This window comes from Paenibacillus sp. MDV22-iso6 (genome assembly GCF_058408365.1).
Genome location: NZ_JBZVDZ010000001.1, coordinates 837,462 through 854,824, shown reverse-complemented (window position 1 = coordinate 854,824; position 17,363 = coordinate 837,462). Strand labels below are relative to the sequence as shown.

The following is a 17,363-nucleotide window of genomic DNA, read 5'->3' as shown; positions in this document are numbered from 1 at the left end:
CCTGCGTATGCGGGGCATTCATGATATGGAGGAACATGATATGTTGAGTTTTGAACAAAAACTGGATCGTTATGCTGAACTGGCTGTAAAAGTTGGAGCCAACGTTCAGCCCGGACAAATCTTCGTTATCAGCGCGATGATTGATACAGCTGAATTCGTGCGTTTGTTGGTGCGTAAAGGCTACGAGGCCGGAGCAAAGAAAGTCATCGTCAAATATGGAGACGAAACTGTCAATCGGCTGCGCTTTGAAATGGCGCCTGAGGACTCTTTCCAAGATGCACCGAAATGGCATGCCGCTGAACTTGAGGAGCTGGCAGCGAACAATGCTGCGTTCTTGACCATATTGTCATCCAGCCCAGACCTGCTAAAAGGCATCGATCCAGAACGCATTTCCACTCATCAGCGTACATACGGTCAGGCGATGTCCAAATACCGTCAGTATCAGCAGGCAGACAAAATGAGTTGGACAGGAGTAGCCTGTCCTTCGCCGGATTGGGCCGCCAAAGTCTTCCCTGACCTGCCCCCTGCCGAGCAGATGAAACAGCTCTGGGAAGCCATTTTTGCTGCTGTAAGAGCCGATCTGGAAGATCCTGTAGCGGCTTGGGAGCAGCATATTGAGCGTTTGGAGCACAAAGCAGTTGCCCTAAATAGCAAAAAATATAAAACGCTACATTTTGTTTCTCCGGGAACCGACCTTACCGTTGATCTTCCTGAAGGGCACATTTGGGCGCAGGCTGGCAGCATTAACGAACAAGGTACTCGTTTTGTAGCCAACATTCCGACAGAGGAAGTATTCACCGCGCCGGCTAAATATGGGGTAAACGGTAAAGTGTCTAGTACCAAACCACTCAGTTATGGCGGAAGTATCATTGATCGCTTCTCCCTTACATTTGAGAACGGACGCATCATTGATTTCCACGCCGAAGAAGGTCAAGATACCCTTGAAAGACTCATTAAAATGGATGAAGGTTCGCATTATCTCGGTGAAGTCGCTTTGGTGCCCTTCCATTCTCCAATCTCGGAAAGTGGTATTCTCTATTACACAACGCTATATGATGAGAATGCATCTTGTCACCTCGCTATCGGCAGTTCCTATGCTTTCAATATCGATGGTGGCAAAACCATGTCAACCGAAGAGCTTGCAGCTCGCGGCATGAACTCCAGCATTACACATGTGGACTTCATGATGGGATCGCCGGAAACGAACATTTACGGTGTTACAGCGAATGGCGAGCGTGAAGCCATCTTCCTGAACGGCGATTGGGCTTTCTAAGCCATTTGTATCTGTTATTCTACGATTATTAAATAACACATAGAGGCTGCCCTACTAACCATAATTTACTGGTTAGTGAGGCGGCCTCTCTCTATTTCGGCTATACTTTTTCTGCTTCTGTCGGACTAACCTCCCATTGTATCGCTTCCATATAATGTTGTAAAATGAAATGATACCAATGTTTGTGGATTGTTCACCAGAAAGGAGAACATCATGGCCAATCGGCTCCAATTACTCTTAGCCTCAGATTTCCATAATTTGGGCCCTCAGCTTCAAGAAGAAGTGTACTACGAATACTATAATATGGTACATGGTCTCATCGTTTACATCATCAAAGAACGTGCTGCAGCAGAAGATATCATTCAGGAAGCTTTTATCAAAATCATTAAAAACAAACCTCTCTTTGACAACGAAGTCAAGCTGAAAGCCTGGCTGAAGGTTGTCACACGGAATACCGCCATTAATTATCTGAGAAAAAATAAAAATAACCGTAACCAACTGGATACGGATAGTGTTTTTATAGATATGGAGACAATTAATCAGACGGCAGCTTCCGTGGAGAGCACGGTGGAGACTCAAATGATGCAGGAATCCATCGAGTTCTATCTGGAACAGCTTAAGCCGGAATACCGTGTACTCGTGGAGCTGCGCTGGAAAGAGGGTCTTTCCTATCGGGAAATGGCCGATCTGCTTGATACATCCGAAGAAATTGTGAAGCAACGTTTGTTCAGAGCCCGCGGAAGTATCAAGAAGAAATTACATAAGGAATGGGGTGGAAGCATTGAGCAAAGGCAAGTCCGATAAGCATATTGATTCATTCGATTCAGAGCTGGAAGACGATTTTTTCGATGCCGCGTTTGATATGGCTTTTGACGAAGCCTTCCATCAGGCTGTATCTGCCACCCCTGCTTCCAACACCGAATCCATGCGCCAATCCTGGCTCCAAGTTCAAAAGGAGATTGACCGGGTTGGCGTACGCAAGAAAAGAATGCGCACCATACGTTTGTCCGTCATTGTTGCTGCGTCCGTGACCATCGGCGCCGTCATCTTCAGTATGCCAACCGGGACGCAAGCCGTCTCCCCTTTTGTACAATCAATCAAGGACTGGGGCAATGGGATGAAATCCATTGTTATTGAGGATCGTACCACCCAACTAGGCGCCGATCCGTCGACTGCCAAGACGCCTCCACCTCCTGAACGAGGAGTTAATGAAGCTCCCAAATTCTATTCTGGAGACGAACCAGAAGAGGATGAAGATATTGTTCTCCCCTTCTATGAGACATCACATTTACTTGAACCTATTGTTGTAACCAAGGAAATAGCACGCTCGGGATTTATGGGTGATTTTTTGTTATCAAAAGCGATTCCCGAGCGGTTTACAAAGATCAAATTTGAGCTCATGCTGGATACCCTCAATCCCGTCAATCCGGAAGATTATTACGAATCTCAACGAATGAGGGTTCGTTATAGCGGCGAAGGCAAAAATGGTGAAGAAGAAGTCATTCAGTTTGATTATGCCTATGTTTCGCCTGGTCAGGTCATTGAGGGGCCCATGCTTCGCGAAACAAGTATCGTCAAATTGGCTGATGGCAGCGATGCATTTATGTACCTCGGTCCCCCCTATAATACCTTTCAATGGATGATGGGTTCTGTCAACATGAGCTTATTCGGAACCGTCTCGGAAGAAGAGATGATTGCCATTGCCAATGACCTGCAGGAACAAAAATTTCCAGGTAGTACTCAAAAATAAATTAAAATAATACGTTGTTTGAAATATGTGTTGTCGTCTCAGGTTTGACCCCATCGTTGGCCGTATGAAGACTGACAACCCGATAGTAATATCCGGTTATAACGGTCCAGTTCGATTGGGCATTCAGGGTCTGCGTTTGCGATTTCTTCTTGGAACCGGATTGATAGAGTATCCAGGCCGATCCCGTCCAGCGCTCAAGTCGATAATCGACTTGCAGCGATTTCATTTCCGAGAAGGTCGTTGTTGTTGTATTTACAACCGCAGTCAGCCCCCCTCCAGGTGTAACCGTCCCCTCTGCCTGATAAATATAATTTGGGGAAGACAACATATTAACACTTGGTTCCAAGGGCGGTGGTGGTGGAGTAAGCGCGTGAGGCTGGATACTTGGACTGGCGACAGCTACCCCGGCGGTTGGTATAGCAAGAATTATGGGTGCCGATAGTGCTGCAACAATCATGACTTTCAACATGGACGTTATTCTTATTTTCCGCATAGGTATCCACCCTTCATTTTCCAAATTTGATTTTGTGTAAGTATTAAACGGATGTAGTGGTTAGAAGGTTTCAAAAAAATAAAAGACGCTCCGACTTACATGTCGGCAGCGTCTTTTGGTTCTCTGATGCATCATCGGGTAAATACATACTGAATGGATGAAACCTAAATAATTCCATTCCGTATCCATAAGATAACGTTGATATGAAATTATTCTCACATGCCTCAGACCAAATGACAGGCTACAAAATGATCCGCTCCAAAGTTCCGATACGCTGGAATTTGCTGCTTGCAGATATCTTCTGCCCATGGACAACGTGTATGGAACTTGCATCCAGTTGGCGGATTCACCGGACTGGGGATATCCCCTTTAAGCACAATTCGTTCCCGTTTCAATTTGGGAATCGGCACAGGTACAGCTGATAGCAGCGCTTTCGTATACGGATGCAGTGGATTGCCGAATAACTCATCTCTGGAGGCCGTCTCGACCATGGAGCCCAGATACATCACTCCAATGCGGTCACACAGATGTTCCACCACACTCAGATCATGCGAAATAAACAAGTAAGCAAGGCCACGCTCTTGCTGAAGTCGTCTGAACAGGTTGATAATCTGAGCCTGGATAGACACGTCCAGTGCTGATACCGGTTCATCTGCGATAATCAGTTTCGGATTTAAGATCAAAGCTCGCGCAATCCCAATCCGTTGTCGCTGACCACCAGAGAACTCATGGGGAAAACGATCAATATGATAAGATGACAATCCGCAGGCTCCGAGTACCTCCTTGACGAGATCACGAACCTCGCTTGCGGTAGCCAATCCGTGATCCAATACAGCCTCCCCGATCGCATCACCAATGCGAATGCGCGGATTCAGTGAACTGTAGGGGTCCTGGAAAATAAGTTGAAGCTGCGGACGGATCTTCCGCACTTCCTGCATAGATAACTGATGCAAGTCAACACCTTGAAAACGAATCTGTCCTTCCGTTTTTTCCGTTAAGCGCACGATCGTTCTTCCAACGGTGCTCTTGCCACTTCCGGATTCACCCACTAATCCAAACGTTTCGCCTTCATGGATTGTGATGCTGATATCATCGACTGCTTTCACATGGGCTACTGTACGATTCAATAAACCTTTGCGCACAGGAAAATAGGTTTTGAGATGTTCGATTTCCAATAGAGGTTCAGACATGACTCAATGCCTCCTCATACAGCCAGCATGCAGCCTTCTGTCCGGGCCCAAGCTGCTTCAGCGTAGGCATTTGCGTGGTGCATATCGACATACAGTGCTCACAACGATCAGCAAAATGACAGGAATCTTTTAAGGATAGTGGATCAGGTACATGTCCGGGTATCGAATACAATTCGTCCTGTCGTTGATTGATAATCGGCTTGGAGCGTAGTAATCCCTGGGTATATGGATGTTTGGGAGACTCGAACAATTGCACAACTTCCCCCTCTTCCACCACTTTGCCTGCATACATTACAACGACATAATCCGCCATTTCGGCTACAACGCCAAGGTCATGCGTAATCATCAGAATGGAGGTTCCTGACTGGGACTTGATATGTTGTAACATATCCAATATCTGCGCTTGAATGGTCACATCCAGTGCGGTGGTTGGTTCATCCGCGATTAACAGTTTCGGGTTACATGAGATGGCAATGGCAATCATAATGCGCTGCAGCATACCTCCACTCAGTTCGTGCGGATAGCTGTTTGCAATCTGTTCCGGTCGTGAAATACCAACTTCGGCAATCAGCTCAACCGCTCTGGCACGAGCCTTCTTTTTACTCATTTTCAAGTGTACAATCAGCGGCTCCATTAATTGCTCACCGATCTTCAGCACGGGATTCAACGAGGACATCGGTTCCTGAAAAATCATGGAGATGTCATTGCCCCGGATGGCACGCAGCGAAGATTTACTTTCACGGAGCAGATCCCGTCCATCAAAACGGATCACACCTCCTACTACCTTGCCAGCCGGTTCTTCAATCAATCCCATAATCGACATGGCGGTTACACTTTTGCCGCAACCTGATTCACCAACGATGCACACCGTCTCCCCTTCACGTACATTCAGGCTTACGCCGTCCACGGCTTTGACATTGCCTTCTTCTGAGTAAAAATGAGTTTCAAGTTGTTCAATTTCAATCATATTTTGCATGAGGCGTGCTCACCTTCTCTTCTGTTTGGGATCTAATACGTCTCGAAGACCATCACCAAAAATGTTAATCGCAATAACGGTCACGAAAATGGACAGCCCTGGCGGAATCCATAACCACGGATGCTGTTGAAAATCAATCATGTTGTTGGCCGCATCGATCATATTGCCCCATGTAGGCGTTGGCGGCATGACACCCAGTCCAAAAAAGCTGAGTACCGACTCGCTGAGAATGGACCCGCCGATATTCAGAGTCGCCATGACGATGAGCAGCGGGACAATATTGGGCAGAAGATGGTGAAACAGTTTGCGACGGTCACGCAAGCCAAGAACAACAGCAGCCTGCATGAATTCACGCTCCCGCAAGCTTAACATCTGTCCCCGTACCATTCGGGCCATACCGGGCCAGTTGACAAAGCTGAGCATCAGCATGACGATATACATTCTGGAATCCGGTGGAACTTTCCAATCCGATAACAACGCGCCGAAAATGAACAGCAGCGGCAATCCCGGAATCGTAAGCAGCAAGTCGGCAATCCGCATAATGACCTGATCAACAATGCCACGATAATATCCGGCGATGGCTCCAAGCAAGGAGCCGATAAATACGGATAGAACCATGGAAGCCAAACCAACAGTGAGCGAGATACGACCAGCCATCAGCACACGGGTAAGCACATCCCTACCAAGCGCATCTGTACCAAGCCAATGATGAATGCCTGGACCTTGTTTCATCGCCGCCATATTGATCTTGTTATCGGTATAAGGTGAGAACAGCGGTCCAATGAAACAAGCCACAAACATCAACAAAACCACGATGAATCCGCCAACGGCAAGTTTGTTCTTGAGCAGTCTTCGGAGCGACAATTTCCATAAAGAAGACTTGGTAGGAACCTTTAAAGGTAAGGCAGCTTCTGCGGCATTTCTCGTTACAGACGATGAAGAGATTGTCATTTTCATAGCCCCCTATTGCAAACGGACACGCGGATCTGCGATGTGATAGAGCACATCAGACAGTAGCGTTCCAATGACGGTCAGGATGGCGATAAACATGGTAAAGCCCATCAGCAGCGGATAATCACGCAGTGAGAAGGACTGCATATATAACTGGCCGATACCGGGCCAGCTGAATATTTTCTCAATAATCAGTGAACCGCCGAATAAGGACGGCAGCTCGAATCCAATCAGTGTAATTGCAGGTAAAAGAGCATTGCGCAAGGCATGGGTATATAACACTTTGCTTTCTTTTAAACCCTTGGCTCGCGCTGTTCGAATATAATCCTGCTTGATCACATCAATCATGTTGCTGCGGAAGTAACGGGTAAGTGAGCCTACCCCGAGCAGGGTCATGACAATTACAGGCAAGGTCATGTGCTGAATCACCTCTTTGACATAGGCCAGACCGGTGGCATTACTTCCTGTAGTCATCATGCCGCCTGGAGGCAACCATTTTAAGTCAACCGCCAGCAGTTTAATCAAAAACAATCCGATAAAGAAGGATGGCACGGACATGGCTGCAAATATGCCTATCATCACGAAGGTATCGAACCACGAGTACTGCTTATAGGCAGCGATCACACCGATAATAACCGCGATAAACCAGGTCAGGAACGTAGTCACCACAGCTAACAGGAATGAATTCCAGATATATTCGTTGAACAGCGAGAGCACTGGCTTTTGTTGTGCCAATGAATATCCGAAGTCCCCGTGTACAGCATTTTTCATCCAGATGAGATATCGTTCGATAACGGGCTTGTCCAGTCCATATAATTCGCGAAGTTCGGCCTTGCGCTCAGGACTCAGCTTAATGTTGCTGGAGATGTAGTCGCCAGGGGTAAGTGCGTACAGACTGAAAATCAGAACGGAAGCGGCCAGCAAAATAAGAACCATATATGTCATCCGTTTCACAATGTAAGTGCTCATATCAGGCTCCTTATCAATGCGTCCCCTGCATCTGCGACATCGCAAACACAAGGGACGTTTTGTTTATTTCGGTATTGATGTTTCTTAATTCATACCACCGCTTATTTCAGAGACCATTCCGGCAAACTGGTTGCAATCCCGCGGTATGGACTGACAGAGAGCCCATCGATCCGACCGTTATAGGCATAGACTGTTTTTTTGTAACTGGTGAAAATGACAGGCAGCTCATCGTTGAGCAACTGATACAACTCTTTGTATACTGCCTTGCGTTCCTCAATGTCTGTCGTAGCCAGACCTTTGTTGTACAGCTCTTTCACTTTGGGATTGTCGTAGCCCTTCAGCTCACCATCCACAAATTGCAGCACCCCGTCCGAAGGATCCGTTAACATCGGTGTAGAGAAGGAAGCCACGTCATAATCGCCGCCCTCTACTTTGGATACAAGTGAGTTGAAATCCGCGAAGACTTCCGGCTGGAACTGCACGCCAATCGCTTCAAAGTTTTCTTTGGCCACCGCAATGAAGATATCCGTGGCCGGACTCTTCGTTCCGAGGAAATGCAGGGACAACTTCTTCCCGTTTTTCTCACGGATGCCATCGGCTCCAGGCACCCACCCTGCATCATCTAGCAATTGATTGGCTTTGTCCGGATCATAGGCGTATGGATTAATACCTTCCTCCGTATATGACCAGGAAATAGGTGAAGTCGGGATGTTGGCAACAGCCCCTGCCCCTTGGTTGGCGTCCACATAGATGGACTGACGATCCAGGCCATAGGTAATGGCTTGCCGTACTTCTTTTTCCTGAAGCTGTTCATGTTCCAGATTGAGCTGTAAATATCCGTATGTACTTGGTGTGTAAGGCAGAAGGTTGAGGTATGGGATATTTTTCAGCTTATCAATATTCTCCTGGGTAGCCGTGAACGAAGTGAAGTCGATCTCTCCGGTCTCAATAAACTGCCAGGTGTCTCCTTCCGATGTTTTATATATGAAGTGCTCGGTTTTCGGTTTGCCCTTGTAGTAGAATTCATTGGCAACGAATCGGACTTCCTGACCCGGAATGAACTTTTCGAGTTTATAAGGACCATTGCCTACAGGTGTTGCATGAAGATTTTTAATGTATTCGAGCTTTCCGAATTGATAGTCTTTGCCGTAGTAGGCTTTGGACAACACCTCTGAGCCCAATGTAAGCAAAGCAGTTGCGTTAGGCTGTTCCAGCGTGACCGAGATCGTTAACGGATCAATGACCTTAATACCCTCAATATGATTTGCCTTTCCTTCGGTATACGCTTTGCCGCCTTTTACCTTGGTGGAGAAAATATCGAATCCACCGTCATACGACTTGTCATGCAGAATGGTCCATGTAAAAGCAATATCATCTGCGGTGAGCGCGGAGCCGTCACTGAACTTGGAATCTTTTCTCAGATGAAACGTGTATGTACGCTGATCGTCGGACACATCCCAGCTTTCAGCGAGATCAGGAATAGGCAATCCCTTCTCATCTACGGTCACAAGCGAAGCAAAAAGCAATGAAGCAACGTTGCCATCATATCCGCTCTGATGGAAGTACGGTGTGAAAGCCCCGCTGGGATCCGTAAGTCCCACAATCACCGTATCCGTCCGTTTTTTTGCCGTCTCAGGTAATTGATTCAAGTCCGTCGCCTGAAATGGTGCATCCAGTGCTGCTGAAACCGGAGTGGCTTGTGTACCCGGATTCGTTGTCCCGCTTCCAGCAGTAGTGGTCTCTGCTCCCCCACCTCCAGCACATGCCGATAACACAATTGCACTACTGATAATTAACGATGCCACGGATAAACCTTTCACTCTCATAAAATCCTCCCCAATTCATAAATGATCCATATTTTTCTCGCTCAGCCGTTCCTAATTCCCGAAATAATCCAGAATATATATAATTCCTATGAAATTAGTAAGGTATAAGTTCGATAAGCCCTATTATAAGAACCGCATTCGGTTCTGTAAATAGAGAACCACAAAAAAATATTTATATTAAACCCATTAATATCCACTTTAAAGCGATAAAATAGCCGTATGTTTTGCGCGGATTTCCTGAATAAATTTCAGTTCGGCCACAACAAACATACGGCTGTATCAGAGGAATACTTTTTTTCTAAAAACCACATTTTGATAAACGTTATTGTTCCAAATAATTCATCACATTCGGTAAAATTTGCTCCAGTGCATGAAGACGAAGTGAATACTCAACCAGGCTCTCTCCTTCAAAATGAGCATAGACCAACCCTGCTCCACGAAGCTTGGAAAGATGGTCATGAGTAATTCCTTTGGAGAGCTTCAAGTGACGAACAATTTCTATGAACGAACGCGGTCCCTGATGCAGAAAACGCATGATTTTCAGTCGGTTCTTCTCTCCCAAGCTGCGAATCACACGCAAATGATGGGTCGGAATATACTCATGGTCTCCCATATACAATCTGGAGGAATAATGGCACAGCAGAGTATCCCCAAAATGCAGGATGACATTTAGCGGCTGAAAATGAAATTGTGGTACAAGCAGCAGTCTCTCCAGCCCCTTTATGTCCCGGAACATCAAACCGTTGGTCGCATCGTCGAGTACTTTTTCCTGGGGAGATTGACTTAACTGTTCCTTGCGGTTCAGAACCTCCTGGCGCAGATGTTGTAAGATTACGGGATCAAGCAAGCGAAAATATTGCTCATTCCACCCGGTTAAGACATAGGTCATCTTAGTCTGGAAAGCAGCGATATCATCTGTATACGGGAAGCTGTACCGACTAAAAATGTCATGGAGTTCAAGCACTGTTCGTTGGCTGAACCATTCAATAAAATCCTCCGGCTCCTCGGCTTCCACTTGCAAACAGACAAGCAGATACATCCATTTCCAATCATCATCCACGTTCATATTTTGCAAGACAGCAGCAAGCTCAGGAGTTAGCTGTCCTTCTGTTTCTAGCGCCCAGGCTATGGATAAATCAATCTTTTTATGCGATTTTCGGCAAATATATGTATGCAAACTAGCCATGAATTCAAATACAGACGTAAATCCAACCTCAATGCGATAGCTCAATCTCAACCTCTCCTATCTTGCAAAGTCGTTCCATTATACCCTGTTTGCAGCCGTGCATGCTACGATTATAGGGTAAACAAAAAGCCGCACAGTGAAATATTCCACCGTACGGCTTCTCAATAGACCGGATCTCCTGTCTCCAAAAATAATACCTTGAATCAGGCTCCTTCGCCTTCAACCATCAGTTCCAGCTTAATCACATTCACACGTGAAATCCGCTTATGTTCGGTCTCTTGAATAACAAAGACATATCCACCATACTCTACCGATTGCCCCACTTCTGGTGGGATGGCCTCTACTCTGGAGTATAACCAGCCGCCAATCGTATCATAATCCGCCCGGTCCATATCCAGCCCAAAGCGTTCACTAACCTCTTCAATCAGCATGAGGCCGTCAATGGAATATTCCATCTCATCCACTTTCTCAATTGATGGACGCTCTTGGTCAAATTCGTCCTGAATCTCGCCCACAATCTCTTCCATGATGTCTTCAAGCGTTACAAGGCCGGAGGTTCCTCCGTACTCATCAATCAGGATGGCAATCTGTGTCTTGCTACGTTGCATCCGCTTGAGCAGGTCACTGATGGGAGTGGAATCGGGTACTGCGAGAATCGGCCGAATCACCGAGATGGTATCTGTAAGCTGAGATCGCATCAGGTCTTTAATGTGAATAAAACCGATAATATGGTCTTTGTCACCGTTATAAACCGGATAACGGGTACGCATGCTTTCACTGGCAATTTCCAGATTTTCCAGCATGGACTGATTGGCATTCAGGCAGATCATTTCCGTCCGCGGAATCATAATTTCACGGGCGGTTGTTGCCGTAAAATCAAATATATTATCAACAAGTGCCAATTCAGTATTGTCAATTAAACCGCTCTTATTGCTTTCTTTCATCAGAATGCGTATTTCATCTTCACTATGCGCTGAGTCATGCTCCGAGGCCGGTGCCATGCGAAACACTCTCAGCAGGCTGTTCGCCATACCATTCAATGCCCATATAAAGGGATACATTAATTTGTAAAAGAACGTAAGCAACGCCGCAGACCATAACGTGATCGTCTCTGATTTGCGGATGGCCATCGTCTTGGGAGCAAGTTCCCCGAGTACAATATGCAAAATCGTAATAATAACAAAAGCAATCGCAATGGAAATACCGTGTACGTATACCGGACCCATTCCAAATGCAGTAAACATGGGCTCTAACAGGTGAGCAATCGCTGGCTCTCCCAGCCAACCGAGTCCAAGTGAAGCAAGCGTTATGCCCAATTGACACGCGGATAGATAAGCATCCATGTTGCGTACAATATTGGAAGCATAAATCGCATTTTTATTACCTGTTTCCACCAAAGCTTCAATCCGGCTACCACGAACTTTGACCATCGCGAATTCTGCCGAGACAAAGAAACCATTCATCAATACAAGCAAAGCAATTAAAAATAAATTTAATATACTCGGTAAGGGGTCACTCAAATTATCATCCTATTCGCCGTCATTCTTCGGCAAATAGGTCCACCTCCTTCGAAAATGTAGGATATTTGCCATTCTGCCGCTCATATGCAGTTTCAACTTCCCAATGCGTTCACCTCCACCTTCTTCTGTCGATTAACAAGGATATGCTTCTTTTATTATATAATTCTACACTACACAGTCAATCCGTGTCCTATGACAACGAAATGATGCATACAGGCTATTTCGTTAACAAATGTACCGAATGCGCAGTTTTTTTTACGTTTTACTAACAAATATATGCATCTTCTTGCGTACGGTTTAACTTTTCTCTTACGCTCAGTTAATCATTCAGCGATATACTTCCAAATAGAACAACAATTTTTGATTCCGGAGGTATGTACATTGAAAAGCCATCATGCTATGAAATGGAATGCTCTACTACTCAGCGCGGCTGTTGCGATCACAGCAGTGCCCTGGCAGGTCCATGCTGAACCCGTATCTGCCCAGCTACAGACGGCCCCGGCCGCATTTACCATTTTACCTATCGACCGTGCTCAGATTCTCGCAGGCCAAAAGCTGGATTTCCGGGTTGAGCTGAACGGTGCCAAGCTGAATTCGAAAGACATTAAAATCCAGGTTAATGGTTTGTCACCGGACAAATACTTCGGCAAGTCCGGAACATGGACAACCAGCACCGACCTGAGTACAGAATACACCATACGGGATGTTGCCTTCAAAGAGAGCGATTCCATCGTGGTAACCGCCGAAACGACTGCTACAGGCAAGCGTACATATTCACGGGTCGTATACCAAGTGTTCGATCCTTCCAAAGACACAGCCACATTGACAAACGGTGAGCAAGCCAAAAATGTCGTTCTGATGATCGGCGATGGCATGAGTGCCAATATTCGTACCGCCGCACGTGTTGTATCCAAGGGTATTAACGAAGGCAAATTCAAGGGTTGGCTGGAGATGGAACAAATGGATGCCATGGGCATGGTCACCACGTCTGGCATGGATTCCATCGTCACCGATTCCGCCAATAGTGCTTCCGCTTATGCAACCGGTCACAAAACAGCTGTAAATGCCGAGGGTGTCTACCCAGACAATACACCAGACCCTTTTGACGATCCGAAGGTGGAAAACATCGTTGAGCTGGTGAAACGGACACGTGGCATGGCTACCGGCCTTGTAACGACTGCGGATGTGACAGATGCGACACCTGCTGCGATGGCTGTACATACACGTAAGCGCGGAGAGCAAGAAGCGATCGCCGGCATGTATCTGAATGAAGCCAATCGACCGGATGTAATTCTGGGCGGTGGACTGGAGTGGTTCCTTCCAGCAGCTGACGGCGGAAAACGCAAAGATGGACGCAATATTGTGGAGGAGTTCAAAAAAGAAGGATATACCTATGTTACAGATGCAACGAATCTGGACAAGTCTGCCTCTACCAAATCATTGCTTGGATTATTCCGCAAAGGCAACATGAACGTATATTATGACCGGGAGTATACTCAACCTAACAATGCAGAAATTGTGGGCAAGGATACCGATCAGCCAACGTTGATGGAAATGACCGACACAGCCCTTCAGGTGCTGGAACAGAACAAGAACGGATTTTTCCTGATGGTCGAAGGTGCATCAATTGATAAACAGGCTCACACGATGGATTTTGAACGTTCCGTATGGGATGCAATTGAATTCGATCAAACGGTTGGTCGGGTTAAGGAATATGCGAAGAAACACCCGGATACGCTCGTTATCGTCACATCCGACCATGGTCATTCCCTTACCCTCAACGGAACGTATAACACGGAATCCGCCAAAGGTAAATCGGGCGACGAACTCCGTGAATTGATCGGCACATATGCTGATTCCAAGTTCCCGACGTATGTGGATGCAAACGGAGATGGCTTCCCGGATAATCCGGATTCCGAGTGGAAGATTGCTGTCGGCTGGGGCAATATGCCGGATAACAACGAGGACTATCTTGCTAATCCGGTACCAATCAGCCCTACCATTCAGGACCCTAACGTCAAAGACAAAACATGGTATATCGCTAACCCGGACAAAGATCCGGACGGTGTTCACTACACGGGTAACTTGCCTCATGATGAAGGCCAGGAAGTCCACACATTCGACGATGTGCCAATCAATGCCTCGGGACCAGGGTCCCGTCTGTTCTCCGGCTATCTCGATAATACGGATGTGTTCCGTAAGATGGTAACTGCATTGAAGTTGGATGCGTCCAAGTAGCACAACGGTGAACTAACAAAAGAGTATCCTAGCTCATGCTCAGGCATGGCGGGATACTCTTTTTTCATGATTTTATGGATAATGAGGATTAGCTAGCACGTTTACTTAACGCTTTGCTCTACTGCTTCTACTGATTTATTCTCTTTCTGATGCCAACTCATTCTCTATAGGATCACTACGTTCCCATTAACGGTGTCCCAGCGCCACGGCGTGTCTTCCCCTTTGCCGATCTGAAGACCGCCAATCCAAGATGTATCATGTCTTAATAGTGCCCAATCTGCTTCTCCATTCAGCACCTGAATACCGAGTTTGGTCAAAGACAAGACACCGTGACGGAATTCATCATGATGCTGCTGGAAGTTAGGAAAAGCTTGTACACCGCTTAATTGAAGTAAAGCATGAGGTTGCTCCGTCATTCTCTTCAGATGAGCCCAGTACTCCAGATCACCCATTCCCAAGATATGCAGTTGATCTCCAACATGCTTGAATAATGGATAAGGGCTATCCACGCCCTCTCTTACGGCCTCCAGTGTGGATTGCTCAATTATGCCCAGTCCGTTCGATACAGAAGGCAGACGGGACAGGTGGGCCTTGAATGCAGCATGTGCAAAAGGGAGCACCGATGTATTTTTCAGCAAGTAGTCCTTGTGATACTGAATGTCAGAGGATGCATACGCACCCCAAAAATCGCTGCCAGCCTTGATTTCCTCTGCCCCCATCACATGCCAGGTACCTGATAAACGTCCGATCTGTGAGGGTGTAAGTTGCCCAAGTCCCCGAAAATGTTCAATATCTGGATAGGCATCGATGCATAACAGATTCAGCTTTGTATTTTTCAGGTCCTGTTCCTTGAAATAGTGCAGCAAATACGATAACATCGCCTGATCATAGAGGTCATACTCAAACCACAGGACGATCTCTTCGTGCTGATGGAATGACTTAAGCGTCTGCTCAAGTTCCTTAATTTTCAAATATTCAGTCTGTGGGATACCCAAGTGCTGCTGCAAATATTGTGCACGTCCACTTCGATCTTTCTCATTCCTCATATTTCTTGTTATCGGTCCAAATGTATAGAGCTCTCGCCAGACCAGAATTTCACCTTGAATCCCGCTTTGTCTTAATCGATCTGCCGCATGGTCACCATTCATAATGTGAAGCATCCCTTTTCCTCCTTCGTATAGATCACTAAATACTGAAATCACATCCGCCACAGGCAATGAACGTCTGAGCCTGGATCTGGCATCATACAACCGTTTCTTTAGAGCCGGAACATTAACCCCGAGGAATTCCGACATTTCCTTGAGCGAGTAGCCCTGAAAATAAAACAGTTCAACAGCAAGCTGCATGGAAGTTGGCAAAATGGAAATCGAATCTCGCAGGATACGATGCACCTCTCCTTTCAAAGCCTGTTCTTCAGGGTTATGAGTCTGATCCTCTTCTTGAATTACATCCTGAATCTCCAGGACCGGGACGGTGCCATGCTGCTTACGCCTCATTAGACGGTAACACTGTCTCTCCACGATGACTTTGAACCACCCGGGAAAAGCATCAGGGTTGTCCAGTTTGGACAAATTCGCAAAGGCCTCCGTGAATGCCTCTTGTACTACATCTTCGGCCAGGAACGTATCCCCTAATTTTTGATAGGCGACAGCCAGTGCCATCCCCCGAAATTGCGTCACCAGCTGTTCATATGCCTCGGCTTCGCCCTTGATTGCTCCATCGATCCATATCTTCAATATGTTTCGCTCCTTCCTGTGCGCTTGCTGCTTGATGTATTTATCTTTAAGTGCCCTGATTTGAGAAAAAGGTTACTTCTGCTTATGTTTAATTTTCTATTTGATTATGCTCTTTATCATCATATAGGAAAAGCTGCCCCGTTTGCGGAATAACATCCGCAATCGAGACAGCCTCTGTATGGCCGTATTATATTATGTTCTTTTTTTCCTACAGATTAACGTCTGCTCGGTTGTTGCGGATAGTTTCCGATCACACCTGGATATTGATACAACAACGGCTCATCGAATGTAGCGTAGTCGAAATTGACCATCAGAAGCATGATCCGTTTTCCGCTGTTCGGGTCACTGATGATGATATGGTCACGACCAGCGGCTTCCAGAATGCCTTGGAAAATGCGGGCATTCCACTCTTTGTTACCTTCGTATGTCATGTAGAATGTTCCACATTTACCCAGGTTAAGCCGTAAAATATTTTCGATGTAGGATTGTTCAAACTGTGGCGCAGTTGTGGTTACAACTCCACCCGTAGGTGTCATTGGAGCACCGCTTGATACAAGCGGTGGTACGCCTGTGGAGCTAGGTGAAACCATGCCTGGTGTTGGGGACATCATCGGCATACCGTTACCGATTTTATATGATGTTCCTTGAACTTGCGAATTGGCCTGTTGGCCCATAACCTGTGTTGGTTGATAAGGCTGGTTAATCATAATGATTCCTCCCAAAATTTAATATACGGTTGGACAGTCTTCGCCTGTCGGACTGAAGAAACAATGCGCCTTGAAGCGGCCTGTATTTTGCTGGTCATACCACGTTGGCGGACATTCTCCCACCGGACGGAAAAACCACAGGGAGTTGCTGGCTGGCCAGAAGCGTTCACCATTAATGACACGCTGTGCCAAGCGTATTTCCGATTGTCTTGCCCGTTGGTAGAAATATCCTTTTTGCGTAGATTCGAAGCCACCCGGGTTCTGAAACACCATTCGATTAATGTCCCTAATATCACCGAAATCCAAGCAATCGCCGAGCACCCGGTTTACACCCACATTGCCTACAAGCAGCATGCCTTGTTCGCCGTCACCTTCAGCCTCCGCTCTCATCAGTCTAGCGAGCAGCTTGACGTCTTCCGAGTTGGCTTTAATAACAGCCATATCCTGTTTCCTCCCTTGTTGAACCTCTTCATCACCGTATATCGTATTGTGCAGATGCCCATTCGGTGACACGATTTTATCTTTTTCTCATAAAAAAAAGCCCGGAA

The 17,363-nt window shown here is 46.5% G+C and carries 15 protein-coding genes; 4 read left to right on the top strand and 11 right to left on the bottom strand.

All coding sequences use genetic code 11. From position 1 onward, the window contains the following. Positions 1-40: 40 nt before the first annotated feature. The 3 genes from AC4PM4_RS03630 to AC4PM4_RS03620 all read left to right on the top strand — a co-directional run bounded on the left by AC4PM4_RS03630 (position 41) and on the right by AC4PM4_RS03620 (position 3,023). Entirely contained in the window at positions 41-1,273 is a 1,233-nt protein-coding gene (locus tag AC4PM4_RS03630) for an aminopeptidase (protein WP_491612774.1), read from the top strand. 213 nt (positions 1,274-1,486) lie between these two features. Continuing rightward, on the top strand, positions 1,487-2,077 hold the full coding sequence (locus AC4PM4_RS03625) for an RNA polymerase sigma factor (RefSeq protein WP_063563940.1): 591 nt from the start codon (positions 1,487-1,489) through the stop codon (positions 2,075-2,077). Then, on the top strand, positions 2,055-3,023 hold the full coding sequence (locus tag AC4PM4_RS03620) for a hypothetical protein (RefSeq protein WP_491612773.1): 969 nt from the start codon (positions 2,055-2,057) through the stop codon (positions 3,021-3,023). Before AC4PM4_RS03625 ends, AC4PM4_RS03620 begins: the two co-directional genes overlap by 23 nt. 1 nt (position 3,024) lies before the next feature. Here AC4PM4_RS03620 and AC4PM4_RS03615 read toward each other — a convergent pair whose 3' ends face one another. The 8 genes from AC4PM4_RS03615 to AC4PM4_RS03580 form a co-directional block, all read right to left on the bottom strand. Beyond that, positions 3,025-3,492, bottom strand: coding sequence for a hypothetical protein (locus AC4PM4_RS03615; RefSeq protein WP_176854359.1), 468 nt, complete (start codon positions 3,490-3,492; stop codon positions 3,025-3,027). A 248-nt stretch (positions 3,493-3,740) separates the two neighbouring features. Next, positions 3,741-4,706 carry an ABC transporter ATP-binding protein gene (locus tag AC4PM4_RS03610; protein WP_072732894.1) on the bottom strand — a complete coding sequence of 322 codons (966 nt, stop codon included), beginning with the start codon at positions 4,704-4,706 and terminating at the stop codon, positions 3,741-3,743. Beyond that, positions 4,699-5,682, bottom strand: a complete 984-nt coding sequence (locus tag AC4PM4_RS03605; protein ID WP_488730649.1) for an ABC transporter ATP-binding protein — start codon at positions 5,680-5,682, stop codon at positions 4,699-4,701. The genes AC4PM4_RS03610 and AC4PM4_RS03605 overlap by 8 nt, the downstream gene beginning before the upstream one ends. 9 nt (positions 5,683-5,691) lie before the next feature. Further along, complete coding sequence (gene opp4C, locus AC4PM4_RS03600) at positions 5,692-6,633, bottom strand: oligopeptide ABC transporter permease (protein ID WP_063563945.1); 942 nt, start codon at positions 6,631-6,633, stop codon at positions 5,692-5,694. A 12-nt stretch (positions 6,634-6,645) separates the two neighbouring features. Then, positions 6,646-7,602 (bottom strand): ABC transporter permease, encoded by a 957-nt coding sequence (locus AC4PM4_RS03595; protein ID WP_491612772.1) that lies wholly within the window; start codon positions 7,600-7,602, stop codon positions 6,646-6,648. 101 nt (positions 7,603-7,703) lie between these two features. Further along, entirely contained in the window at positions 7,704-9,428 is a 1,725-nt protein-coding gene (locus tag AC4PM4_RS03590; RefSeq protein ID WP_491612771.1) for an ABC transporter substrate-binding protein, read from the bottom strand. 322 nt (positions 9,429-9,750) lie between these two features. Then, complete coding sequence (locus AC4PM4_RS03585) at positions 9,751-10,659, bottom strand: ArsR/SmtB family transcription factor (RefSeq protein ID WP_244552079.1); 909 nt, start codon at positions 10,657-10,659, stop codon at positions 9,751-9,753. A gap of 158 nt (positions 10,660-10,817) precedes the next feature. Further along, a complete protein-coding gene (locus AC4PM4_RS03580) occupies positions 10,818-12,134 on the bottom strand; it encodes a hemolysin family protein (protein WP_063563949.1) in 1,317 nt (438 codons plus the stop codon). Between the two features lie 381 nt (positions 12,135-12,515). Here AC4PM4_RS03580 and AC4PM4_RS03575 point away from each other — a divergent pair, with 381 nt between their 5' ends. Continuing rightward, on the top strand, positions 12,516-14,372 hold the full coding sequence (locus tag AC4PM4_RS03575) for an alkaline phosphatase (RefSeq protein ID WP_491612770.1): 1,857 nt from the start codon (positions 12,516-12,518) through the stop codon (positions 14,370-14,372). Positions 14,373-14,536: 164 nt separating this feature from the next. On the opposite strand, the gene AC4PM4_RS03570 is transcribed toward AC4PM4_RS03575, so the two are convergent. From AC4PM4_RS03570 to AC4PM4_RS03560, 3 genes are all read right to left on the bottom strand, one after another. Beyond that, positions 14,537-16,108 carry a sigma-70 family RNA polymerase sigma factor gene (locus AC4PM4_RS03570; protein ID WP_491612769.1) on the bottom strand — a complete coding sequence of 524 codons (1,572 nt, stop codon included), beginning with the start codon at positions 16,106-16,108 and terminating at the stop codon, positions 14,537-14,539. Between the two features lie 215 nt (positions 16,109-16,323). Continuing rightward, positions 16,324-16,815, bottom strand: a complete 492-nt coding sequence (gerQ, locus tag AC4PM4_RS03565) for a spore coat protein GerQ (RefSeq protein ID WP_063563951.1) — start codon at positions 16,813-16,815, stop codon at positions 16,324-16,326. 18 nt (positions 16,816-16,833) lie between these two features. Then, positions 16,834-17,256: a cell wall hydrolase gene (locus AC4PM4_RS03560; RefSeq protein ID WP_063563952.1), complete on the bottom strand. Its 423-nt coding sequence runs from the start codon at positions 17,254-17,256 to the stop codon at positions 16,834-16,836. Between the last annotated feature and the right edge of the window lie 107 nt (positions 17,257-17,363).